Source organism: Halobacteriovoraceae bacterium (assembly GCA_020635115.1).
GTDB lineage: Bacteria > Bdellovibrionota > Bacteriovoracia > Bacteriovoracales > Bacteriovoracaceae > JACKAK01.
Map to the genome: position 1 here is coordinate 81004 of JACKAK010000004.1, position 24099 is coordinate 105102.

General features: G+C 34.3%; 18 protein-coding genes. 12 read left to right on the forward strand and 6 right to left on the reverse strand.

Annotated features, from left to right (window positions below):
* Positions 1-87 precede the first annotated feature (87 nt).
* Together H6622_06880 and lnt are read right to left on the reverse strand one after the other, a co-directional pair.
* The gene (locus H6622_06880) at positions 88-864 is read right to left on the reverse strand and encodes a hypothetical protein (protein MCB9061228.1); all 777 of its coding nucleotides are present in this window, start codon (positions 862-864) and stop codon (positions 88-90) included.
* A gap of 73 nt (positions 865-937) precedes the next feature.
* Positions 938-2527, reverse strand: a complete 1590-nt coding sequence (gene lnt, locus H6622_06885; GenBank protein ID MCB9061229.1) for an apolipoprotein N-acyltransferase — start codon at positions 2525-2527, stop codon at positions 938-940.
* A 136-nt stretch (positions 2528-2663) separates the two neighbouring features.
* On the opposite strand from lnt, the gene H6622_06890 reads away from it, so the two are divergent.
* Both H6622_06890 and H6622_06895 read left to right on the forward strand, forming a co-directional pair.
* Complete coding sequence (locus tag H6622_06890; GenBank protein ID MCB9061230.1) at positions 2664-3218, forward strand: hypothetical protein; 555 nt, start codon at positions 2664-2666, stop codon at positions 3216-3218.
* Between the two features lie 57 nt (positions 3219-3275).
* A complete protein-coding gene (locus H6622_06895; protein MCB9061231.1) occupies positions 3276-3899 on the forward strand; it encodes a GNAT family N-acetyltransferase in 624 nt (207 codons plus the stop codon).
* Positions 3900-4339: 440 nt separating this feature from the next.
* Here H6622_06895 and H6622_06900 read toward each other — a convergent pair whose 3' ends face one another.
* Positions 4340-5593: a S8 family serine peptidase gene (locus H6622_06900; GenBank protein ID MCB9061232.1), complete on the reverse strand. Its 1254-nt coding sequence runs from the start codon at positions 5591-5593 to the stop codon at positions 4340-4342.
* Positions 5594-5952: 359 nt separating this feature from the next.
* Here H6622_06900 and H6622_06905 point away from each other — a divergent pair, with 359 nt between their 5' ends.
* Positions 5953-6171, forward strand: a complete 219-nt coding sequence (locus H6622_06905) for a hypothetical protein (protein ID MCB9061233.1) — start codon at positions 5953-5955, stop codon at positions 6169-6171.
* A gap of 2 nt (positions 6172-6173) precedes the next feature.
* Here H6622_06905 and H6622_06910 read toward each other — a convergent pair whose 3' ends face one another.
* The 3 genes from H6622_06910 to ruvX all read right to left on the reverse strand — a co-directional run bounded on the left by H6622_06910 (position 6174) and on the right by ruvX (position 8687).
* Positions 6174-6551, reverse strand: a complete 378-nt coding sequence (locus tag H6622_06910; protein MCB9061234.1) for a TraR/DksA family transcriptional regulator — start codon at positions 6549-6551, stop codon at positions 6174-6176.
* Between the two features lie 271 nt (positions 6552-6822).
* Entirely contained in the window at positions 6823-7905 is a 1083-nt protein-coding gene (gene mltG / locus H6622_06915) for an endolytic transglycosylase MltG (protein ID MCB9061235.1), read from the reverse strand.
* Positions 7906-8249: 344 nt separating this feature from the next.
* The gene (gene ruvX / locus H6622_06920; protein ID MCB9061236.1) at positions 8250-8687 is read right to left on the reverse strand and encodes a Holliday junction resolvase RuvX; all 438 of its coding nucleotides are present in this window, start codon (positions 8685-8687) and stop codon (positions 8250-8252) included.
* 97 nt (positions 8688-8784) lie between these two features.
* Here ruvX and H6622_06925 point away from each other — a divergent pair, with 97 nt between their 5' ends.
* From H6622_06925 to rho, 9 genes are all read left to right on the forward strand, one after another.
* Positions 8785-9369 carry a hypothetical protein gene (locus tag H6622_06925; GenBank protein MCB9061237.1) on the forward strand — a complete coding sequence of 195 codons (585 nt, stop codon included), beginning with the start codon at positions 8785-8787 and terminating at the stop codon, positions 9367-9369.
* Positions 9370-9520: 151 nt separating this feature from the next.
* Positions 9521-10981, forward strand: coding sequence for a hypothetical protein (locus tag H6622_06930; protein MCB9061238.1), 1461 nt, complete (start codon positions 9521-9523; stop codon positions 10979-10981).
* Positions 10982-10993: 12 nt separating this feature from the next.
* Positions 10994-14281, forward strand: coding sequence for a hypothetical protein (locus tag H6622_06935; protein MCB9061239.1), 3288 nt, complete (start codon positions 10994-10996; stop codon positions 14279-14281).
* Between the two features lie 22 nt (positions 14282-14303).
* Positions 14304-15392 carry a prepilin-type N-terminal cleavage/methylation domain-containing protein gene (locus H6622_06940; protein ID MCB9061240.1) on the forward strand — a complete coding sequence of 363 codons (1089 nt, stop codon included), beginning with the start codon at positions 14304-14306 and terminating at the stop codon, positions 15390-15392.
* Between the two features lie 133 nt (positions 15393-15525).
* The gene (locus H6622_06945; protein ID MCB9061241.1) at positions 15526-16947 is read left to right on the forward strand and encodes a hypothetical protein; all 1422 of its coding nucleotides are present in this window, start codon (positions 15526-15528) and stop codon (positions 16945-16947) included.
* A 9-nt stretch (positions 16948-16956) separates the two neighbouring features.
* Positions 16957-19842, forward strand: a complete 2886-nt coding sequence (locus H6622_06950; protein MCB9061242.1) for a hypothetical protein — start codon at positions 16957-16959, stop codon at positions 19840-19842.
* Positions 19843-19862: 20 nt separating this feature from the next.
* A complete protein-coding gene (locus tag H6622_06955) occupies positions 19863-20801 on the forward strand; it encodes a hypothetical protein (GenBank protein MCB9061243.1) in 939 nt (312 codons plus the stop codon).
* Positions 20776-22581, forward strand: a complete 1806-nt coding sequence (locus tag H6622_06960; protein ID MCB9061244.1) for a cytochrome-c peroxidase — start codon at positions 20776-20778, stop codon at positions 22579-22581. Before H6622_06955 ends, H6622_06960 begins: the two co-directional genes overlap by 26 nt.
* Positions 22582-22843: 262 nt before the next feature.
* The gene (gene rho, locus H6622_06965) at positions 22844-24091 is read left to right on the forward strand and encodes a transcription termination factor Rho (protein ID MCB9061245.1); all 1248 of its coding nucleotides are present in this window, start codon (positions 22844-22846) and stop codon (positions 24089-24091) included.
* The last annotated feature ends 8 nt before the right edge of the window (positions 24092-24099 follow it).

A 24099-nucleotide genomic window follows, 5' to 3' on the forward strand; every position in this document is an offset into this window, starting at 1 on the left:
GCTTAAAGAGAATTAAATATTCAAGGGAAAAATTAATCAGATTAAATCCAAGAAAAAAAATACAACTCAGATCTAAATAAACTATTTTTAATTATTATGTGTAAAAAGATTTAGACAATTATGAATGACCTTTTTTGGTAGAGATGGCCGCTGTATACCTAAACTTTGAAAAAGTTCTTCAAACTGTATTGGAATCACTCTAATGGACTTTTCGCTTATTAAAATGAGTTCAATCTTTAAATCAGGTCTAAATATACTGTTTATGTATCTTCTCAAAAAATACATAAGATCTATTTTTTTTGATGGTTGTAGATTCAAAAAAAAATGAGGGTTTTTCTTGTCAGGATTGAGAAAGAGCTCTTTTTTTTCAATATCAAGAGTTTTAAGTGTCTCACTAAAATTGGAAAATTTTAAAGCTACTTCCTTAATTTCATAATTGTTAAATTCACTTTCAGGTTTGATCTTAAAATTTGAAATGACAGCAACTCTTGCATTTAGTGAAAAAAATGAAAGATTAAAATTTTTGTCCAAAGATTTAACTCTAAGAAGAGTGTGATTTAATACCTTTAAAACATGAACTTTTACAAATTTTCTTTTTCTTGAAATAGGATTATTTTCCTCCATTGTTAAACTGTCAATAATCTTCCGTTTAACAACTTCTTGAGCATATGTTAAATCTGAAGACATGGCCTTTTTTAAGGCATTTTTCTTCGTAAGTCCAACCACGTAAACCATTTTGTCATATTCATCAATAGAAACGTCAATTTCAGAATAATATAAACTTGAATTTTCCCCATTTAATGGAAGGGCCTTAACTTCTGCAAAGGTACAAAAAGTAAGAAAAACAAAAGAAATAATTTTCATCACTTGCCTAGATAAAATTTGTATTTGATGTACATGTAAACAAAATATATGGCAAACAGGATTTAAACAAAATCTATACAAGAATATGTTTTTTTCGAAATATGATAAACTTTACAATTATAAGAAATCCAAAAATAATTAAAAGGGGAAGGTTTCCCATTTTTTGAAAAAAAGTTTTTTCCATGACTTTTTTAGTATTTAACTCTATGTCTAAAAAATCTCTCTGATACACTCCAAGATATTGAGACTGTCCTCCGTCAGGATAGAGAACAGAAGTTACACCAGTATTTGTCATCCTCACTACAGGCCGCCCAAACTCAAGTGCCCTCCAATGTGAGAGAAATTGATGTTGCCAAGGTTCTGAACTATCTCCGTACCAAGAATCATTGGTAAGATTCACAATAAAATGAGCTTGCTTATCAGTTGAGTTTAAATATTTTCTAATAAAATTTTGGAAAAGAATTTCATAGCATATTGCGGCAGTAAAGAGATGACCTTTTTTAGTTTCAAAAAGAGTAAAGTTTTTTCCCCTCGCAAAATAGGAAATATTTTGAATATACTGGCCAACTTCTTCATTAAGGTCGCCAAACGGTAATGTTTCTCCAAAAGGAATAAGTTCTATCTTATGATAAAAACTTTCAAGATATGCAGAATCTTCTTTCTTTTTAAAAAGAAAAGTTGCATTCCACTCACTTTCAAATAAGTCATTTGGTGCTTTATCAGGAACATGATCGTAGCCACCAATAAATAAATCGGCATCTGTTTGAGAGACAATCTGATGAAATATTGGTGGAATATAATTTTTAGAATTCAGCATTTGACCATGTTCAAGTGATATTGGAAATGCCGTTTCTGGCCAGATAATGAGGTCTAAGTTAAGTTTAGATGGCATCATGCTTAGTGAGTGATAAGCATTCAAGACTTTACTCATTGAAGTTTCACCACCTTTTCGACTATCAACTTTTACAAAATTTCCTATATTGGCCTGAACCATTCTAATATTGAGTTTTTGATCACTGGCCCATTTGAGTGGGAATAGAAAACAGGCAACAAGACTAAGAGTTAAAGGAAGAGAAGAATATAAAAGAATATTTTTATTACTTTTCCATATGTCCTGAATTTGTGAAAAGTAGAAAGAGAATAGATAGGTAATAAAAGAAAAAAAACTTACTCCAAAGAGCGGGGCAAGTCCTACATAGGGTGCTAAGTTTAACCACGTATGTCCTAAATGAGTCGGAAATTGTTGTGGAAAATACATTTCAAAAAGAGTTAGTCCGATTGCATCTATTAGGGGAGAAGGTGAGATATTAATTTTTCGTACAATTAAGTGTCTAATTATAAAAAAGCCCGGCCATTGGGGAATAATACCAATACAAAAAACAGGGCCTAAAAAATAGTTAAAGGGTATAGCAATTCCTCCAAACTCAAAGAGTGTATATGGTATCCAATAATAGCCAACTTGATATATAGTTAACGAAAAGACGTAAAGTTTTAGTAGAAGTATAGAAAATCTTTTTTCACCGTTTAAACTTAAATACAGACAAAAGACTCCAATTGGAGCAAAGATAAAATTTGTAGGAAGTATTAGATGTGGAAAGCCCATGGAGTAAAGGATTCCTCCGATGATGACTAAAAGAATATCTATATATTTGAATTTATACACCGACCTATTTTAGTTGGCCTTTTACTACTTGGCCATCAAGATTACTAAATTAATGCATACTGTAAAATAAAGTAATTTTGTCATAGTGAGTGATTCTTATGACAATTTAAGCTAAGATGGGCCGTGGGAGAAGAATATGGATATTGAAGAATTAAATAACGTCAAATATTTACATAAATATCGTAAAATGAAACGCTGTCCATCATGTAATTCTCCTTTTATTGATGATGATAAATGTGATTCTTGTGGAAAAATATTCAAATCAGATGAACTACGTGTAGGGTCTCCTTTTGGTGAAAAATCAATATATGGCAAAGGTGAAAAACTTAGAGGAGAAGAGCTTAAAAAATTTTTAGTCATGCGACTTGGACATATTGTAAGTTATTTAAACAGTAAAAAACGTGCAGACGAAAATCAGTTTAGAATTGAAATTGACGACATTTTGATTGAATTAGTGAGATTAAGGGTAAAACAGAGAATTATTGAATTTGTTTTGCATAAAACACCTGGTAAATGGAGCGAATATAGTAGGGAAACATTTCAATTTCTTGAGATACACCATAAGGGTTTTTTTATGAAATTTTGGGAAATGAGATTTTTTAATAACACTCTTTCGACGAAGTTTTTTGTTTTTTTACTTGCTGAAGTTTTAATTCTATATGGTCTCTATGCGTTTATGCACATTAAGTAGATGAGTATCACGTTTTTTAGTTTGAGAATATGTACCTCAACCAATTGCGAGTATATTATGAAAGATAAAAAATTGGACCAAATTATAAAAGAAAAAACAGACAACAGTTTAGAAATTGCACTTGAAGAAAACATAAGTTTAGCCGATATTGCAAGCAATGTGTTATCAAGTGATAGATTTAGGAAGTTTGAAAAAGTTAGAGTCATACTACCAAATGAAATCATACAAGGAAAAAAAATTGGAACATACGATGATGTCCCTTATACTCAAGTCACGGATGCTAGAGACTTCGTTATAAATAGTCTGCTGGATTCTTATGAAGGTGGCCGTATGCCGTTTATGAGTAGCACTGAAAAGGAAGAAACTAGAGCTATCTTAACAGGAGATAAAATTCCGTGGAATACTGTTATTTTTGGAAAAGACCACAATTCTCCTTTAGGTCTTATGGTTTTAGGTGAAGTTAACATGCAAGATGGCCCCCGAAAATTAATCGCCTGGATTTGGGCGGCTCGTGAAATAAATAAATCATTAAAAGGACAATTCCGAAACTCAGTTTTAAGTATGTTGCAAAAAAATATTAACAACGATATTGTTGCGGCAATACATTTGCGTAATATTAAATCGCTGAAATTTTTTCATAAACTCGGTTTTAGACCTATATCAATCGTTAAAAATAAGTGAAGAAAAGCATGTATAAACTTGGCTTTTCGCTTCTTTTTTATTCTGTCTTTTTTCGTGCAGTTAAGAAACTTTAGTGGATAACGGACGCTTGGGCCATGGCCAGTTTTTTGAACGATAGTATTGGTCTTTTCTATTAGGGACTGAACTTTTTTTTGCATATAAATCCTCCTAGTTGAAGAACTTATCGCAAAATGTCTATTAAATTATGATAAGTGTCAGTGACCCAACTTACTTCCAAGCTAAACAATTATATATGAGTTTCACAATTGAAAAAGTAATTATTTTTAGACTATTGAATCTAATATTTTAAAATGAAACATACATAACATATATCCACAGATAATGATTATATTGAAAGTATTAATGTTAGTTTTCGAGAGTAATGAAATCACATTTAAATAAGTAAATTATCAGTGATCACTAATTTTATTATAAAATAATTAAATCGCGCTCTCAATTTCCTTCGTTTCTTTTTCCCTATTATCTTTTTTTAAAAAGATAATACTACCTGGCCCGCGTGAACGCTTATTGAATTTTTCAGTGGCCAGTTGCCGCTTTTTCAACTCCTCTCCTTCAAAATAAGTCTGAGAAAATCGAAGAGCACTAGCAACGTCTAAACGCCCATTCGAAGCACTCTTTCCAATTAAACCAGGCTCTACTTTTGCAGAGGAACGTATAATATCCTTAAGTTGTTTTGCTGTTGCTTGTGGATAGTTGGCCTTTATAAGTGCCGCAACTCCTGTCACAAAGGCCGTGGCCTGACTGGTCCCTGTAAGTGTACCTGAACGATTTCCTACAAGAGAAGAATTTATACTGTCTCCAGGGGCAGAAAGATCAACACTTTTTTGGCCATAATTTGAGGCCTTAATAAGTTTAAGACTTTGATTATGCGCAGATACAGAGATAATATTATCAAGTCCATAACTGGCAGGATAATAGTGATCACTTTCCTTATCAATGTTAGATTCCTCATTTCCTGCGGCCGCTACAATCAAGATCCCTTTTTGCCGAGCTCTGGCCAGAACTTCTAACTCTTCTTGACTTCCTTGAGGGCCTCCACCCGAGTAATTGATGATATCAACATCATTATTTACAGCGTAATTGAGCGCTTTAATAGTAGCGTCTAAACTCTGTTTTCCACTGGCCATCGGATTATAATATTTGAGTGGAAGCAGCTTAACATCTGGAAAAATACTTTTGATAATACCTGAAACATGAGTTCCGTGCCCATGGGTATCTTTTGGTTCATCAGATGTTACAATCTGACCACTTTTATTCAATTGCGAAAAATCCTTTCCATAATTTCTGACAGAAATAATGCCTGATTTAACGACAATGTTATTCTTTAGATGGTCCTGTTCAATATCAACACCTGTATCAATAACGGCAACCACAACTTGGTGCCCCTTGTTGTGGAAAAGCTTCCAACCTTCTAGCAAATTAATGTGTGAATTTGTAGGACCGTATAGTCCCCAGTTTAAATATTTTTTCGGAAGATCATTTTTTGAATAAGAGGGTGAAAGGTCCACAGACGTATTGAAATCATCTATGGCCTTCCGCAAATCAACTTCAGGGGCCCGTTGCAGGGTTTGCTGGTTTTTAGGGACAAAGGCCTGAACTGAGGCAACACTCAAAAAAAGAAAAATGGCAATTTCTAGTTTCTTAGCGATAGGGGTCGTGATTTTTAATCTCATGTTTTACCCAGTTCCTAGTATAGAGGTTGTAATAGCAATTGCGACATGAATTGGAAGGCCAATTCTTTGCCTCTTTTTCTATCAGCAAGTTGGATGCCAAAAGTAACTCCTACAGGGTGGCCGTGATTTCATGGTCTTATATTTTTGTCTTGTATAAGGTTTGAACATTTTAGAGACTAGTGTCAAATAGATAAACGGCCAGAGCGATAACTATTTAACTTTACATGGATAAGTGACGTTTTGCCCACTATCAAGTGGGACCAAAGTCGGAATATATTGAAAAACCGTCAAATCTTTTGGCGGCCATTTTGCTTATCTGTTTGACGGTCAACGTTTTGAAACCAGTCCAGGAGGGATAAATGACAAAACGAGTTTTCTATCTATTCTTGTTAATAGGCCAGATTAATGAATCTATCGGTGCGACTAATGAAATCTTGAAACCAACTCAGGACACTAAAATGATTGAGGTTGTTGAGGAAGAAAAAGAATTCTACCTCATTAAACAACCTGTAAATGATATTGATGAACTAGAACGTTATTCTCTATCTGAATTAGTAGATGATATTTATAAAGATTAAGTCTACTGTCCAACGTATCTTTGAATCTGACTTTCTTCTCTTTCTTTCTCTTCAGCATGAGTGATACAAAGAATAGTCCAGGGTTGGTTTTTCAACCTTTTTTCTCCAATACTCTCTCCACACTCTTCACAATGTCCAAATTCACCTTCTTCAATCCTCATCAGGGCCTCTTCAATGGCCCTTAATTTCATCATTTCCCGATGACGTAAATTAAATGTGACTTGCTGTGAAATGACACTAGCTGCTAGATCAGCTTCATCTGGTAAATCCTCTTGGGCCACAAATAAGTCATCCTTGTGCTTAAATTGATCACCATTGAGAATCCTCATCTTGTGTTGGAGGAGCAACTCCTTGTACTCATTTAACTTTTTATCGTCCATAAAGACCTCCTTAACAGATCTATTCTACACTGCAGAAAAGTTTGAGCACAAGAAAAAAATCAAGTGCCCTTGACAGCAGAAGTACAGTATCGAGATTTTCTCAGAATATTTTAATAAAAAGACAGACAAATTTTCTTTAAGAGTTTATTAGGGTTATATTTTCCTCTGTGGTAGTTGATTATTTAAGTCTTGCTGGCGAGATGATTGTTGTTAAATATAAAATCTCATACCACTTGGATAGTGAGAGATTTTGAGGCAGATCTAAAAATGATTACTCTAGATTTTTTTCTTCATCAAAACCTGAAACTTTATCTGAGCCTAACTTTTTAGAAAGTTCTCGCCAAGATCGTCCCTCACGATTTTCCCTCGTTTTTTGAAATTTAGTCACTGCTCTATTATGGTCTTTATATGTTTTTGAAAAAATATGTGTACCGTCATTTTGACTCACAAAATATAAAAATTCATGATCCTTAGGATTAAGAACCGCCTCAATTGCATCCAGACCTGGATTTGAAATAGGTCCCTTAGGGAGTCCGCTTATTTTGTAAGTATTGTATTCAGTTTTTTGAAGTAGATCATTTTTAGTTAAGTTACCCTTATACCTGTGCCATATTCCATATATTGTAGTTGGATCAGACTGAAGCCTCATTCGTTTTTTAAGTCTATTATGAAAAACACCTGCAATTAATGACCTTTCCCACGGAGCTCCGGTTTCCTTTTCAACAATTGAAGCTAAAGTAATCACCTGAAACTTATTCAATGATAATATTGAAAAATCTAAATTCTTGGTTTTATCAAAAAAGTGATCAATCATTGTGCCTATAACTATCTTTGCATGAGTATTTTCTTCAAATTGATACGTATCAGGGTACAAAAAACCTTCTACAGAAGGGCCTTCAATAGAATATTTTGCTAAAACTTGTGGGTCTTTGCAGAAACTTACAAAATCTTTCTTCGATGTTATCCTGTTTGACTCTAGAATATCTCCAATTTGATACATATTTTGGCCTTCTGGAATCGTGATCAAGTTTCCAATTGATGTCCCTTTCGTTAAAATCCTAACGACATCGATCATATTTGATCCTGTTTTGATCTTAAATTTCCCGGTTTTAAAAGAGGTCATAATGCCATTAAACTGAGCATATCGATGAAAGATCTTAGTACTCGAGATTAGATTTTGCTGGCCTAGTCTGTAATTGATTCGACCAAATGTTTCCCCTTTTTCTACTTCGAACACAATGTCTGGCCCATTATAAGACCAAACCTGTATCTTGTAATAGATTTGAAAAGATGCTAATAACACGCCCAAAATTGGAGCAATCACTAAAAATAACAGTAATCTAAATTTCGTCATATCTTATTTTACCTTCTGTATTCCCATCGCCACAAGTCAAAAAATAGCTACGCAGATACATGTCGGGGTTTTTCTGAGCTCTCGCTAATAATATTTACTAGGATCCTTTGGTTTAACCAAGTTTTAAATTGAGCGGAGGGTTTCAGCAGTTGAATAAAAACCTATTCAGATCTCTCGAAAAAAATGATTATAATTGAGAATCGAATTTTGAGAGGAAACAGTACCTTGTAATCGCTCTTATTTTTGGAGAGACTTTCAAAAAACTGAAATTGATTTGTAGTAGCAAAGTCTTTTGAAATCGTTTTATTAATTGGCCAAACTTTAATTCTAAAGTGTTAGCTAACTTAATTTTGACATTTGATGAAATCTTCAAGGATCACTGTCGCGGCCATCTCATCTATTCTTTTAAGATCAATCTTAAAGTTAAAAGCAGCTGAGTTTTTCATTCTCTCTTGGGCCTCAAATGAAGAAAGAGATTCGTTTTGAGTCTCAATAGGTATATTTATTTTTCCTTTAAGAAGATTGATGAAATTTGTTACTTTTTGGGACATTTTTGTTTCTTTACCATCTAAAAATAAGGGAAGACCTACAACGACAAGATCAATACACTCGTCTTCCACAATTTTAACAATATCCAAACAGAGTTTTAAATCATCCGTATATTTAAGTCTACCAAACGGAACCGGAAATGGATCTCGTCCAAAAGTTATTTGAGCTAGGCCGGTTATTTTCGTCCCGTAGTCAATTGCCATGATGTTTTTATTTTTTAAGTTTTCTGACATTTGTTGTTTATAATAGAGACACATCAAAACGGTCAAGATTATATTATATTTGCTCACCTGAATTGATTATGAAATAAATTCTTTTTAATATTTGAGGGTGAAAATTTTATCAATATTTTTAATATGTTTTAAAATTTTGGCCCTAGATTACTCATTGATGGAAGACAGCGATTTTCAATACCTCGAGCTGACTGGACCAATTGGTTTAAATCGTTCAGGAGGATTACAAGACGAATCTGAAATTCTCAATACTATTATTGATTATCTTGATGTTGGTAGAGGTCTTATTATTAAATTAGATTCTTTAGGTGGATATCTGTCTCAGTATAGCGCTATGAAAGATTTTATCGACCACGCAAGACAAATCAAAAGTGAAAATGTCTTCACAGTTATAGAAAAAAATAAAAAATGTGCCTCGATGTGTGTGGTCTTTTTTCTACTTTCACCTAAGCGTATTATTCATTCAAGTGCTAGAATTGGACTACATGCTGTAAGTTTGAATGGTATGCCAATTTCCATAATTACTAGGAAATATCTAGATTGGTTAAATGAACTTGGAGTTGAAAATCAATGGATTGAGGAGAATAGTAGCATATTTAAGAGTTTTGAAATTCATTGGTATTCTCCAAATATGTTAATACATGAAAAAAGTGGAATTGTAACAGAAGATCAAATTCTTTAGATTTCAACTCTAGTCAAATAATTTTTCAAACGATTGTGACTTCCGCAAAAAATGTGTGGCAAGACATGGACGTACAACTGAAACTGAGTTTACAATAATATTAGGAACTTAAAATAAATAAGTGTGATTGGTTAGTTGTAACATCATTAAAATGCTTAAATATATCCAGGGATTGAAGGAAAGTATGCTTGGAAATAAAGGTGTCTCAATATTTATGGCCATTGCTCTACTTGGGCTTGTAGGGACGACAGGATGGATTCTTATGCAACAAGTTGACAAAAGACATCTACTCATTGATTTGGCCCGAGAAGAAGTCATAAAAAGTGAGGATATGGATGGCATATTAGACTTTGGAGCATATTTAGTTTCAAACAACTTTATTGCCTGTAGATCACTTAAGTTTTCAGATACTAATAGAAATTGTAAGTGGGCCGGAAACCACCACTCAGAAGTACCTGCTATAACTGGTTATACAACTCCAGTTAATGTTGATCCCAGTGAAATGGGGCTTGTACAGATTAACCTTGTCGATGAAACTGAATTAGATGGATTTGATGCTTTAAGTAATTTGAACGATCAATTGGCCTACAAAATTACTATGGAATTTGGGGCCGCAGCAGGAGTTGAATCAAAAACAGTGATTGGCTATCTTGTTTTTGGACTTCAAAATCCTTTTGGGGGAGAAGGAGATGTTCAGATTGCACGAAATTATAATTACACTGAAATGGTCAATCAAGATTTTGATGTTTTGACTATAACAGGCATTATTCCTATCCCTAGAGAAGATGATCCAACTAAGTATAATCGAGATTTTCGTACAAAACGTATGCAACGACCGATTGCAATTCCTAATATCACTGTTGAAACAGGTATTTGTACAGAATCATGCTCCACCGGGATTATGGATTCAAGTGAAGTTAATGAGTGCCGAAAACCAGGTTCTACAGATAATGCAAAAGGGAGAGTAACCTTTCATGTTACAAATTTAGGTCCAGGTATATTATATAATTTAGAATTATATCGAAAAGTTATTTATGATCCAACACTATTTGGAAATACAACCACCGAGACAATTCCTCCGCCTTTAGAAGGAAAGTTTTCTGTGTTTGAAGAAGCAATTACTGATGGCGAGGTGATTCTGCAAAAGGGATATTTGTTACCCTCTCAAAGTTTTACAATTGTTGATGATAATTTTGATTGTTCTTCAATCATGTCTCTTTTAGAAGAAATAAATACGGCAAATATCTTAGCTGGAGATCTGGCCGGAATGGGTACATTTTCAACAAATACTAACGATCAAAGTACAACTCAATATGAAAATGTAGGAATTGTTAAATACGCTTTAGAGTTATCTCCTTTTGCTTTATCTCACGTTCAGCCTGATTCAAGTATTATTCCCTTTTTGGGGACTTTTGATCCGAAAACTAACACTATGACTCCTGGAGTTTATAACCCATATGATTTCCAACCACCAGACAATATCGTTTCTGCTAATTCAATAATTGAACCTGCTAGAATATCTGAACCGAAATTAAAATTTGAAAATGGCACTCCTAAATTGCAAGTACAAGGTACAACATTTACTGAAGCAAGAATGATTACCATACATTGAATTAGGAAAATTATGAATGTATTGAAGAAAATTTTAAATACAAAAAATGGAGTGAGTTTAGTTGAAGTTCTTATAACTTCTTCAATGATTGGTATTGCTTTAGTTGGAATCAGAACTTTACAAGACAGATCTGTAATTGAAATAAAAAAATCAAGGTCAGGTAGTGGATTTTTTAAAGCACTTACAGAAATAAATTTAATCGACGCTGAGCCAAGAGATGTCGTTGACGAACTTGTGAAATATATGGGCCGTAACGTTTCAGACCCAGAAGACCTCTCAAAACGTGATAGAGGAATTTGTGCGATGATGACTCCGGCGACAGCTGCATTGAAAAATCCGGCACATGGGCCAGATCAAGTTTTTATGAACTTACCAAAAAGTTCTCAAAATCCAACTGCACTTAAAACTTTAGTTAATGAATATCTCGCTTCAGAAAACCTTTTTGATCAACTGACAACAAGTACAGAATGCGCTGATGGAATACATGCATATCACTATTGTTTTGAACCTAAAATTCCAAGTGTTCCAACGGAAGAAATCACCCAGGAAGACATAGACAATTTAACGGCCAAATCTATCGTTTTCTATTTAAAAATTATTCCCTATAAGGCCGTGAAATCCACTGGTAAAATTGACTATCAACCCTTAGATATTTCAATAGTAAACCAACTAAATGTCAAAGAAGTTTTTTTTCGAATTGTTTTAAATAAATTTTTTTATTCCACTACTCGAAAAATTAACAGTACAACTGGAAAAGTGACCTTTGAGGCCGGAACTGATAGGCTAAATAAAAAATTCACAAATTATTTTTGGGCCGGAAGGTTGGGTTGGTGCTCTTCCACTGGTTTAGATTTAAATGGGGACAGTCAACCAGATCCATTAAGACTGATATTGGCCGGGGACGGAAATTCAGATCCCTTTGCACACTCTGTCTATAACGTTAGTTCAGTTTCTCCTGTTCACAGTTATAATCCTGGCTCAAGTGTTGAAATTTCCTTTGATAAATTAACTGCTACATCTACTCAGTACGTTGATAGCTCACAGATTAATATTGTTTCCAACGCAGCTGAACAAGTCGCCCTTAGTTGCCAAGAAAAAATGTTCACTTGTAGACATCGAAATGATTCACAACGAATCTATCGATCTTCACAATTAAACATTTCACTGTATCCACCAAACGAGACAGATTTTGATAAAGAACTATTTATGAATCTTGAAGTAAGAGGAAGTTCTGGATCAGGTCCAAATATCCTGACGCCTGCCAATACAACTTTAAGTTATTCAGATGCTTCAAATGTTTCATTCACATTACCTTTTGATAAAACATTCAATTTTAAAATGAATGATCCCGGAAATTCAACTTCAAACAATACTATGTGTAGAGCGATTTGTGATCATGCAACTACATCTGATTATAAAGCTTACGTAAGAATATTTGATAAACCCACTAGTAACTTTCTTTTTGAGCTGGGAGATACTGATCCTTCTTACAAAGATAATTTTGTGACTTGTAATGCTTGTTACAAGAAAAATTGTGCCGGAATCGGGCTGCAAACGATCGGACCTTTGGAAGATGCAAATATTTTAAACTCATACGGAATTCCTGACGAACCAATGGATGCAACAATTCCTGAGTGTGCTGTTGATTTCTATGTAACTACTAAACCTGGTCAAGACAAACTCATAATTAATGAAGTAATTGATTTTGAAACTCAAATTGAAAACCCAAATATTACTAAAATGCAAGTTTGGGATGCTAGTGTTCCGGGAAATGTTCCCAATATTCCACCTTCTTATAATCCACCAAATAGCTATAATACAAAGGCCAAGTGTATTGCTGGTGTATATAACAGATCAGGAGGTATTTTAGAAGATATCAAGTTTTATTTGAAAGATTGCAGTGAAACAAAAGCAGTATTGTGTTTTAGATCAGGTAAATTTGATTTTGTTAAGAGTGTTTCGATAGATGCTTCAGATAATGTCACCAGAACTATTGATCAAAATATAACTTTTGCAGATGCTTTCCAACGTTGTTACGAGTCTGGCACCGAGTTTGTTAAAAAAGATGGATTTCATAAGTTTATAGATCCGAATGCTACTGATCCATTGGGGGGAGGAGCGAATCCTCCTGATGCTGATACTATTATCGTAGATCTCAATAATAATTTTACATATGCAGGCAATGCTAATTACTTCAAAATTCCTAATCTCGGTAGACAAGGAATTTTCATCGGGCCAGATGCCTTTATGGAAAATAGAAATTTGGGAGATTTTTATGCTGTTTTAAAATCTAAAGTAAATGGTACATCAATGGAAGATGTAGAATTTTGGCTTCCCTATGTTTTAAAACAACAAAAAGTAGCAGACGCACAAAAAGAAATTGTTCATGCGATCCCAATAATTCAAGGTAAAGATTCCAAACATAAATATCTGTTTGGTTTTTCAACCAATGGTGCTTCTAGTTTTAAAAATTATCACAACCATACTCCCCCAACAATATATAGTTCAAATATTCCTGAAGGAAATGTCTTTTTTGGAATTTTATATAATGGAACTCAATACAGGGGGGTTGATCTAATTAATTCTTCACATCCACAACTTACAACCCTGACATTACCTGTGTTATGTTGGGATAGTACTAATGAAGTTTTTAAAATTACGCCAAACTTGGTTTTAAGAGCAAATGCGCAGAGTGCGTGTAATGCCCTAGGAGCTGGACATCAGTATATTATCCCAACAACCGGGCTAGGGTGGGCACATGCGATGTTACTCGTTATGAATAACCATACTCATTATCCACACCCTGATCCAGGAGCAGCAAATCCATATAAAGCTGTATGGATTAATTTAGCACTAAAAGGAGATGATCCTACAGGAATAAATTTCAACGATGCGAATAGAGCACTTATTGGAAAACAGCGCGTATATAATCTCATACCTGGTGAGTTATTTCCGAATGTGGCAACACCTCCGTCGGGGACATGTTTAACCGGAGGCCCAGGAACTGAGGCCTTCAAACAGTATTATATTTGTGCAAACTTTGATATGAATGGAGTTTTGTCACTTAGTACAAAGAAAACAAATGTTGGTTTCTCTTCAGAACTTGTCGCCACTTCATTTTGTAATGGAAGCACAGATCAAGATGGCAATCTTACTGGTGTCTCCCCAACAAACAGTGTCGCGTTGAATGTTTCTAACCATATCAATTATATTGCAACGGACTCAATCTATAATGATTTTGTAAATTTCGCTAGTAATACAGGAGCAGCACCAAATTGTTATCAATTTAAAACATATTGATATTAGCTTGAAGGAAAAATGAATGAATAACAAAGGCGTTACCCTACTTGAAATGACGATAACGACAGCACTCGTGGGTATTGTCATGTTTGTTGCTGTATCTATGTATAAGAATACTTTCAATCTGATTAGATCTGTCGATACAGAATCTACTATGGATGACCTAGATTACACTCTATCTATAAAAATTCACAGATTCAAAAGATCTTTTGACCTTCAAAATTATGACTCTGCATACACCTATCATATAATTCCCTATAAGGATGGTGACTCTACTTTTAATTTTTTACATGATCCGCAGAATTTTAGACAATACTCTGATATTGCAAAGGTTGGATATGATTTTTACGGATCAGGAAGTCCTAAGACAAATCCAATCGTCATTGCTGGTGTTCCAGAGACAATAGCTGATGTGATTAATCGTCTCTGGCCTACGAAAGAAGAAATGAAAAGAAGAAATTTAACAAGGCAACAGAAAAGGGCAATTAAACAAGCACAAGATCCAACTATCAATTGGTATATTTTTAACCCTGAAATTATACCTGGAACAAATATTTTTATGGATAGTACAACATTAAAAATTGACAAGGATGTCAATGGAGAAACACAGGAAGAGTTTTTGATCTCTCGATGTTTGAAGAAAAGTGATTACAACACAACAACTTTATCCCTGTCAGATGCAAAAACAATAATAGAATTGCCTTATAGACCTTATTTAATGGGTACAAATAATAAAAGAAAATTTCTAGTGAAATGTTGTCCGGGCGGTCAAATGTACGCACAATGCAGTGATTATAATGATTATGCTCCTTCAATTTTTTATGTTGTTAAAAAGGGTATTAACGAAACTATTTCTAAATATCCAGGCGAAAATGAACTCAAATTTTCATATGGAGCAGCATTTAACACGTTGCTTCAAAATACAAATGTTGGAGAAGCACAATCCGATCCTTATATAATCAGGTTTGCTATTATGGATAATGAATGTTCACGTGATGAAATTCTTAATAGCACCTCTAAAAGTTGTAACATTGAAAATGACAAGGGTAGATTTTTAACAGCGGAATCTCCAATGGTTATTTATGACCCCAGTGATGGGGGACTTCAATAGACTCTTGTTGCCAAGAAAACTAGACACCGAAAATTGTGAAGGTATATAATAAAATCCGTAATTTAAAAAATTATTTGCTATATGTTTGATTTGTAAAAGTGGAAATGTTCTAATTGTCCCAGGGAGAGGGGAAATGCTAAAAAAATTTTTAGAATCGCGTAAAGGCAGTACTATGTTAGGTGCAATGGCCCTCGTTGGACTTGTTGTTGCAATAACTTGGGCAGTCTTACAGAGATTAGATGAAAGAAATCTTCTAAAAGAACTTGCTACGAATAAGGTTGTTTATGATGAAGAGCTAAGGGGGATCATAAACCTAGGAGCATACCTAATTTCAAACAATCTTGTAGCTTGTAGGGAAAATGTAAAATTTAGTAATAATTACGAATGTATTTGGGCCGGAGACAAACTTCCTGCAAGTCCATTGCAACTTTCTCATTTTGGACTTAAAGAAGTTGTTTTATCTTCGATACAAGAATTACCTCCAGATTTTACTGCAATATTTGCTGGGCAATATGCATTAGAAGTCAACATGCAAATAGGAAATGACGATCCTGATCCAAATGATGATATACAGACCAATAAAAAAATCAAAGGCTATTTAGTTTTTGATTTGCAAAATTTAGCTGCAGGAGATGCTGATATTGCTTTTACTAAAATTCCTGATATATATAGTTTGGTAGACGATGATTACTGGACCGTTGCTATAACTGCCATTATTGCCGTCGCTGATGATCATGAGGAAGGAAAGTTTTTACCGGCCACAGATACAAAAAGAATGAGAAGGCCGATTGCAATTCCTAAAATATCTATATCTCCAGGTTCTTGTACTGAACTATGTTCAACAGCAGTTTCAGGAAGTTTAGATGTTAACGAGTGTAGAAGTAGTCCCCATTTTGGAAAAGATTCAAGTTCACACGCAATGGCAAACGTCCCAATATCTGTAGTTAATATGGGACCAGGTATCTTATATGGATTAAAACTACAAAGATCCGTAACCTATAGAAAAGATGAATCCCTTGTTGAATTCAATTTAGATGATAGTACTTTTTCGAAGGACTTGTTTTCATCTAAAATTGCAGAAGAACCAGATTTTATGATTATGCCAGGTGGAGGAGAAGTTGCTTTAAGCGATGAATTTGATTGTGCAGTGTTAATAGAAAAAATTCAATTTAATGGTGGAACAATTCGGATGCGTTTTCCTGGAGCTGCTAGTGGACAAACTTATGCAACGACTACAGTTACAAACAATCATATTGCTGATGCAGGTTCAGTGAAATACGATCTGCAAGTTTCAAGATATTCCCATCAAGATGTCGATACAGATGAAAAAATTGCAACTTTTTGGGAATCATATGATCCTTCAACCGGAAATGTAATCCCTCCTGGCGGAACTTATGTTTGGAATAATCCAACCTCTTATCATGAAAATTTAATTGCGAAAAATTCTGGTGTCGAACCTAGAAGAATGGCCGAACCATATTTTTCAGGTGAATCTACAGTTCCTGCGATAAAAACAACTGTTTCAACAACGATATATGTAATTAAAACTCATTAGGAAGTTTCAATGTTAAATAATTTATTCAAATACTTAAAAAACCGACGAGGGATGAGTTTGATAGAAATTATGACTGCTTTTGGTGTTACAGCATTATCAATTTTAATGCTTACTCAAACAAAGAAATATTTCTATGATCAAGAATTAAAAAAGTCTACGGGAAATGGCTTTTTTGATAAGCTTTCAATCACAGAGACGGTTGAAATTAAACCATCCCAGTTTTTAATTGATATTATGGGTAGTATGAATAAAATTATTGATCCCAACAATTTTTTAATTAGAAATAGGGGTGTTTGTGCCTTAGTAGAGACAAGTCAAAAAGATCCAGGGCCAGGACTTATCAATCTCGTATTACCTCCAATTGGAACCGCAACATCACCGCTTCATGAATTATGGCTAAATGAAATCACACCTGAGTATGATGTTATTGCAAATAATGATTGTGATTCTTCTCCAGATGGATACAATATATGTTTCAAACCTAAACCCTTAGATTCTGAAATTGCAACTCAAGAGGAAATAGAAGCATTCAATAAATTAGATACTAAATTTCTGTTAAATGTTGTTCCTTTAAGGTTAGTGGCACAAGATAATTTAACAAAACTTATTCCAATTGCTGTTGGTAATGGAACTGATATTAATGTTAAAGATGTTTTTTTTAGGTTTACTTTATTTAAATATTGGAATGGTTCAGCTGATGAAAATGGAGACATTGAAAGACATAAAATATCAAGTGTAGATAATTTTTGGGCAGCTAGTGTGGGATGGTGTACTCGTTTTCTAACATTGAATCCAGGCACTTCAAATGAAGTAACAAAAACACAAAACTTAGTGCTTACTGGAGCTGGTTTTGGCGATTCACAGGGGAAAGCAATATATAATGGTAACCCTTTAGATGTTGCATATAACTATTCAGTTCAAAACGTGTTTGAGGCACATGCTTTAAGTCTCTATGCTCAAGAAGGTGTGAAACTATCAAATAATATTGATATTAGAACCAAAAATGATGCAGGTAGTTTAAAATCGTTTGTTTGTGCCGAAAAAAAATTTAAATGCAAAAAATATGGGTATACAAATCGAACTTTCGGAAGTTTGCCATTCAAAATGCAATTATCTGCTCCAGAACGTCTACTAACTGAATATCCAAACGGTGTTCCTATTTCAAATGTAAAATTTACTGTTGCAAATTCAAATGGAAATGGAGCGGATTTATTAAATTCTTCAGGTGTAGCTGTTACAATTGCTCCATCTAATTTGAATATAACTTCTAGCACCATAGTTGAAGCACATTTTAGCGACGATGAAAAAATGTCTACATTCTGTAACTCTGCTTGTTCAAGTGGTGATGGATCAAATTATATTCCCAGTTTAAGTTTTCAAATGGCCGATGGTACCCCGTTTAATTCAATCTTTTCCTCAAGTGGAGTAGCATGTACATCATGCTACATGAAATCGTGTTCTCGGCTCGGACTTAACACATTTGGAAAGATGACAGAAATGCCTTCTGAAGCTTTAGACAGTAATATTCCAGAGTGTTCATCTCCTGGTATTCAAAGTCTAGAAAACTTCAATTTTCAATTTAGTCCGGCCCCACTACCAAATGGAATTGATAAATGCGTTATGATTAACATCGCTACTGATGGTTCTGAATCTTGGACCTATAGAAATTCTGATTGCGCAATCTCTCGACCCATTTTATGTTATTCTGCAGGTAAGTTTAGATTGGCACGATCTCCTGAAACAAATGGTTCAACTACATTATTAAAAGGATCTTTTAGTCAGGCACATGACTATTGTTTTAATATGGGGACTGAAGTAGTTAGTAAAGTATCTATATCGAATGGTTTTTTACCGATGCTTACAACTGATCCTAGATTTGTTGAACTACAGACAAATTTTGGTTCTACAAATTCAGATATTTTAAAGTATGTTAATGTTGCGAAACAGGGAATATTTTTACCACCAAACGCTATTAGTTCTCCAGAATTTAGTGAACAAATGACTGAAATTGTAAAAGAGGCCCTTAATATTAATGAAACAGCAATTTGGGTTGCATTTAAGGCAGACTCAAGTGGAGGGATGCTTGCAGAACCTCCTTTTTTACCACGTACAAATTCTACTGATGTTAGAAATTTACCTTATATTTCTTATAAACCAGGTGGAAGTGTTGATTTGAAGTTGATACCAAGAGACACAGTGGTAACAGGTTCATCAATAATTCCAGGTTCCAGTGCGCAGGGGTATGGTTCTATTGTTAATGGAGTTAGACACAGGGGAGTTGTTGTTCATTCGACACCTGTTGGAAAAACACTACAAAATTATCTCTGTATGAGTAGTAGTGGTTCTTTTAGATTGAGACAAAAATCAGATGGTACTCCTGGAACATGGGAGGAGGGACACGAGGTTTGTAACTCAGGAGGGTATTTCTTTGCTGCCCCTAACACTGGGGCAGGTTGGGTTAATGCCTTGCTTAAAGTAAATCCCCATGATGAAAATTATCCTCATCCATCACCAGATGCAGGGGCGGTTGAAGCATGGATCGGTTTAAAAATAGTTGGGGGTGAGTATCTACCAGGTGATAATGATACATATGGAGGATTTTATTACTATGATAATTACGTATTTAAGACCGGATCTTCGTGTCCACCTATTCCAAGTGGGTCTGGAGGAAATACAACTCCAAGATCTTTGGGCGTATTTTGCAAGGATGGCGATGGAGCTTTTGTGTACCAAGATGTAACAGACGGGGGGAATTATACTGGAACTTGTACTGCTCTTGGTTCGGGTTCCTCTGTTGCAAAAATGAGTGAATTTGCTCCTGGAAAAAATATAAAAAGTCTTCTCAATCTTTATAATAAGGTTACAAGTTCAAGATGTGTATATATTGATAATTAATAAATGAGGAAATGATGAAAATGAGAGGGATTAGTTTAGCAGAAACAGTTGTCGCTATGGGAGTTTCATCAATTGTACTTGGGGCAGTCTTTTATTTTATGCAGGATACTGCAAAATTTCAAAAAGAAATTGATATGTCTGGAATACTTGATGAATTAGAATTTTCTCTTTCTGTCAAACTCTATACCTTTAAAGGTGCAATTGGAATAACAAATATGGACCCAAAATCTACTTTTCATGTTATTCAGCCTGATCCTGCACCAATAAATGGTGTAACCATTACAAATGACCCTCTAGGACTAAGAGGCAATTATGATATTGCCAGAGTTGGTAATCAGTTTTTGAATATTTCTGATGCGAATGTGATTTCATGGGCAGAAATTCAATCAGATCCATCTCAAAAAATGTATGGAAACTATTATAGAGATAGTTTCACTTTAAAACTTGAGAGGGAAAATAATCCTGATGAGTATTTAATAAGTAGATGTTTACCAAGAAATGATTTTAATAAAGAACTCACATTTGAAGAAATTCTAGGAATAAATTATGTACCTTTTCTAGGTATACCAGGAGGTATAGGGAAAAAATATACTATGAAGTGTTGTTCTAAAACTTCTCTTCAACCAGAATGTTCAGATTCAGATGACTATACTCCAGTTATATTTCATGTTATTGAAGATGAGGGAACTGTAAAAGGTATAACTAAATATCCAAATGAAAAAGATGTTAAACTTGTACACGGAGCTGCTTTCAATATTCTTTTTAAATATGCGTCGTATGATAAAGCGAGACAAAGTGGAGTTCTAATGCGTTTTTATGTTGTTGGGAATAAGTGTGTATCTGAAGAAATTGAAAAGGGGCACAAAATAGATAACTGTGATTATACGAGAAGCAGATCACGCAACTTTGTAGCAGAGTCGGAGTTAACTAATTATGACATCAGTGAAGGGCTCGATTAAGAAAGAAAAAATATTTTGTATATTTTTTCTTTCAACACTTTTAATATCTTGTGAAAATTCTTTTAATAAAACAAATTTTGAAGTTCATTCAAAATATTCATCAAAATTTAAAGAACTAAAAATAGAGTTTTCCCCAGGAGAAGAAAATTTAGATTTGATAGATCTCGGAAGGTCTCTTTTTTATGATACGATATTATCAAGAAATAATGATGTTAGCTGTTCCACCTGTCATCTCCCAAATCATGGGTTTTCAGATGGAAATTCTTTATCTTTTGGCACATTAGGAAAAGGAGGGCCTACAGCTGAAAATGTTGGAAATACTTTTGCTGAAGGTGTTCTTTCAATTGAAAGGGGTGTTGGAAATGATGGATTAGGATATGACGCTACAAAATTTATGTTTCGTAATAGTTTATCTCTTTATAACGTGAAATTTAGAGAAGGTAACTATCAAGAAGGTGGATTGATGCATGATGGTCGGTTTGCATCATTAATGGAACAACTACTCGTTCCAATGCATACAAGAATAGAAATGTGTGGAACTAATCCAATTCCATTATATGGTAATCCCTTTAAAGAGAAGGGAGATTTATTTAATAAATCGATACATCTAAAATCAGCATTTTCTGTCGATCATAATTCAAATACAAACTTTGATCTTAAGAGAATTGGATCTACGATTATTTCAGGGTTAAATGAAAGAAGACCAAATAATGCCTTAACTGTACCCAATCGAAACGAATGTGTGGCCATTATGCTGGCAAAATTAAATAATTCTAGTGGATATAATAAAAAGTTTAAAAAGCTATTTAATACTGAATACATTGATGAAGTGATGGTGAAAAAAGCACTAGAGAGTTTTGTAAAAAGCATTGTTGTGATTGATACACCTTTTGATAAATTTATGAAAAAAGAGCAAAATCTATCTGAAAAAGAATTATTGGGATTACAAGCATTTTTCACAGATGTTGATGAAGAATTTTCATATAAAAATAAAACTTATCAAGGAGCAGGATGTTTCAAATGTCATGAAGCTCCACTTTTTTCAGCAAAACAATACTATGATCTTGGAGTTAGAGGACATGAATTAAGCCCATTGAGTTCTTACAGCAGGGATAGTGATCCTCGGAGTGGTTTTTTCAAAAGCAAACAACCTTTCAAAGGGAGTCCACCTGAATGTGAAATAGATGGTAGATTTACTGAATATAATAAATATGTACCTGACCCCGGGAGAGCATTTTTTAAAGGTGGTTTTAAAGACTGCTTTAGATTTAGAGTTCCTTCTCTCAGAGGTGTTATAGAAACTTATCCGTATTTTCATCATGGAACGGAGAGAGGACAAAATAGAGTTATTCCAGGTGATGATTTCTATACAATAAGCTATAAGGCCTTAAAAAACGCTATAGAATATCATTTAATTGGGCCAGTAAATATTATTGGAAAAGTATTATTAACAGGTGGAGTTAAAGGTGAGAAAAGTCATATTTATCAACGTGACATTCACATTCCTTATATATATCTACAGTTTCATCCTGACAGAGAAAAACACAAATTCTTTCCAATCAAATATGATGAGGACTACTTAGATGCCCTCACATATTTTGTCGCCCATACTCTACGAAATCCTTCATCTTCAAAAACAGGCCTCTATGGAAACGATTTAAGTCCTCCTAGTACTGTTCCAAGCGGACTCTATCCTCCAATCACCAGAGACAACGGAACACAAATGGATTTTCCCCTAGATTGGATGGAAAAAATCAAAAAAAAGGATATAAATGATTGAGTTTCCTGATAGTTAAAGGTGAAAATTCGCTACGAGTTAAAAAAAAATATCATTTTCTTGACAATGCAGACGAATCAGCTATGATGCCCCTAAGAACCACAAATAATTCCTTTTATATTTTTTTCAGCGACAACGATAAGCTAATATATATAAAGTCGAATTAGGGAGAGTGAAGTCTTTGGAAATTTGTGGGAAGACTTACCAGTAGTTCAAATCAATATAACTATAATTCTTTTTAAATCCCAGACAGGAGTTTTTGTTAATGCACCTTAATGATCTTAGAGAAACTGAAATTAAATCCTTACTCGAAACGGCCAGTGAAATGGGCGTGGAAAACACCGGAAATATGAGAAAACATGAAGTCATCTTCGCAATCCTCAAAAAGAAAGCTGAAAATGATGAAGAAATCTTTGGCGGTGGTGTCCTTGAAATTTTACCCGATGGCTTTGGGTTCTTAAGATCCCCTGGCTATAACTATCTCCCAGGGGCCGATGATATTTACGTATCTCCTTCTCAAATTCGACGCTTTGGACTTCGAAAAGGTGATACCATCGAAGGACAAATTAGACCTCCGAAAGAAGGTGAAAGATATTTTGCACTTCTTAAAGTCAATGAAGTCAATACTAAAACTCCAGAGGAACACAAAAAAACAGTACTCTTTGATAACCTGACTCCTGTTTTTCCTGAGAAAAAAATTGAACTTGAATTTTATCCAACAAACTATTCAACTAGAATGATCGACTTATTCGTTCCTCAGGGATTTGGTCAGCGTTGTCTTATCGTCGCACCTCCAAAGGCCGGTAAAACAATTATGCTAAAAGATATTGCAAACGCAATTTCAGCTAACCATGAAGACGCCAGTCTCATTGTCCTTCTCATTGATGAAAGACCTGAAGAAGTAACAGATATGAAAAGATCTGTTAAAGCTGAAGTTGTTTCTTCTACCTTTGATGAACCGGCCAATCGCCACGTCCAAGTCGCAGAAATGGTTCTAGAAAAAGCAAAAAGACTTACTGAGGCCGGAAAAGATGTCGTCATTTTACTCGATTCAATCACTCGTCTGGCCCGTGCTTACAATACCGTTGTTCCACCATCTGGTAAAATCCTCTCAGGGGGAGTTGACTCGAATGCACTCCATAGACCAAAACGATTTTTTGGTGCCGCCAGAAATATTGAAAAAGGTGGATCTCTAACAATCATTGCTACCGCTCTTATCGATACAGGATCAAGAATGGACGAAGTTATCTTTGAAGAATTCAAAGGTACTGGTAACTCTGAAATTCAACTAGATAGAAAACTTCTTGAAAAAAGAATCTTCCCATGTCTTGATATCAATAAATCTTCTACTCGTAAGGAAGATCTTCTGATGAAAGATGAAGACCTACAAAGAATTTACGTTCTAAGAAAAGTTCTCCATCCTATGAATACAATAGATTCTATGGAATTTATTCTAAGCAGAATTACAAAATCTAAAACCAACGCTGAATTTTTAAATTCAATGAATGGTTAAAAAAGGTA

Coding starts and splice junctions, on each gene's coding strand:
- H6622_06905 (MCB9061233.1), top strand. CDS start 5,953: ATGACAAAACGAGTTTTCTATCTATTCTTGTTAATAGGCCAGATTAAT.
- mltG (MCB9061235.1), bottom strand. CDS start 7,905: ATGACGAAATTTAGATTACTGTTATTTTTAGTGATTGCTCCAATTTTG.
- H6622_06890 (MCB9061230.1), top strand. CDS start 2,664: ATGGATATTGAAGAATTAAATAACGTCAAATATTTACATAAATATCGT.
- H6622_06940 (MCB9061240.1), top strand. CDS start 14,304: ATGAATAACAAAGGCGTTACCCTACTTGAAATGACGATAACGACAGCA.
- H6622_06900 (MCB9061232.1), bottom strand. CDS start 5,593: ATGAGATTAAAAATCACGACCCCTATCGCTAAGAAACTAGAAATTGCC.
- rho (MCB9061245.1), top strand. CDS start 22,844: ATGCACCTTAATGATCTTAGAGAAACTGAAATTAAATCCTTACTCGAA.
- H6622_06955 (MCB9061243.1), top strand. CDS start 19,863: ATGAGAGGGATTAGTTTAGCAGAAACAGTTGTCGCTATGGGAGTTTCA.
- H6622_06945 (MCB9061241.1), top strand. CDS start 15,526: ATGCTAAAAAAATTTTTAGAATCGCGTAAAGGCAGTACTATGTTAGGT.
- H6622_06960 (MCB9061244.1), top strand. CDS start 20,776: ATGACATCAGTGAAGGGCTCGATTAAGAAAGAAAAAATATTTTGTATA.
- H6622_06930 (MCB9061238.1), top strand. CDS start 9,521: ATGCTTAAATATATCCAGGGATTGAAGGAAAGTATGCTTGGAAATAAA.
- H6622_06950 (MCB9061242.1), top strand. CDS start 16,957: ATGTTAAATAATTTATTCAAATACTTAAAAAACCGACGAGGGATGAGT.
- H6622_06935 (MCB9061239.1), top strand. CDS start 10,994: ATGAATGTATTGAAGAAAATTTTAAATACAAAAAATGGAGTGAGTTTA.
- H6622_06895 (MCB9061231.1), top strand. CDS start 3,276: ATGAAAGATAAAAAATTGGACCAAATTATAAAAGAAAAAACAGACAAC.
- H6622_06910 (MCB9061234.1), bottom strand. CDS start 6,551: ATGGACGATAAAAAGTTAAATGAGTACAAGGAGTTGCTCCTCCAACAC.
- H6622_06880 (MCB9061228.1), bottom strand. CDS start 864: ATGAAAATTATTTCTTTTGTTTTTCTTACTTTTTGTACCTTTGCAGAA.
- ruvX (MCB9061236.1), bottom strand. CDS start 8,687: ATGTCAGAAAACTTAAAAAATAAAAACATCATGGCAATTGACTACGGG.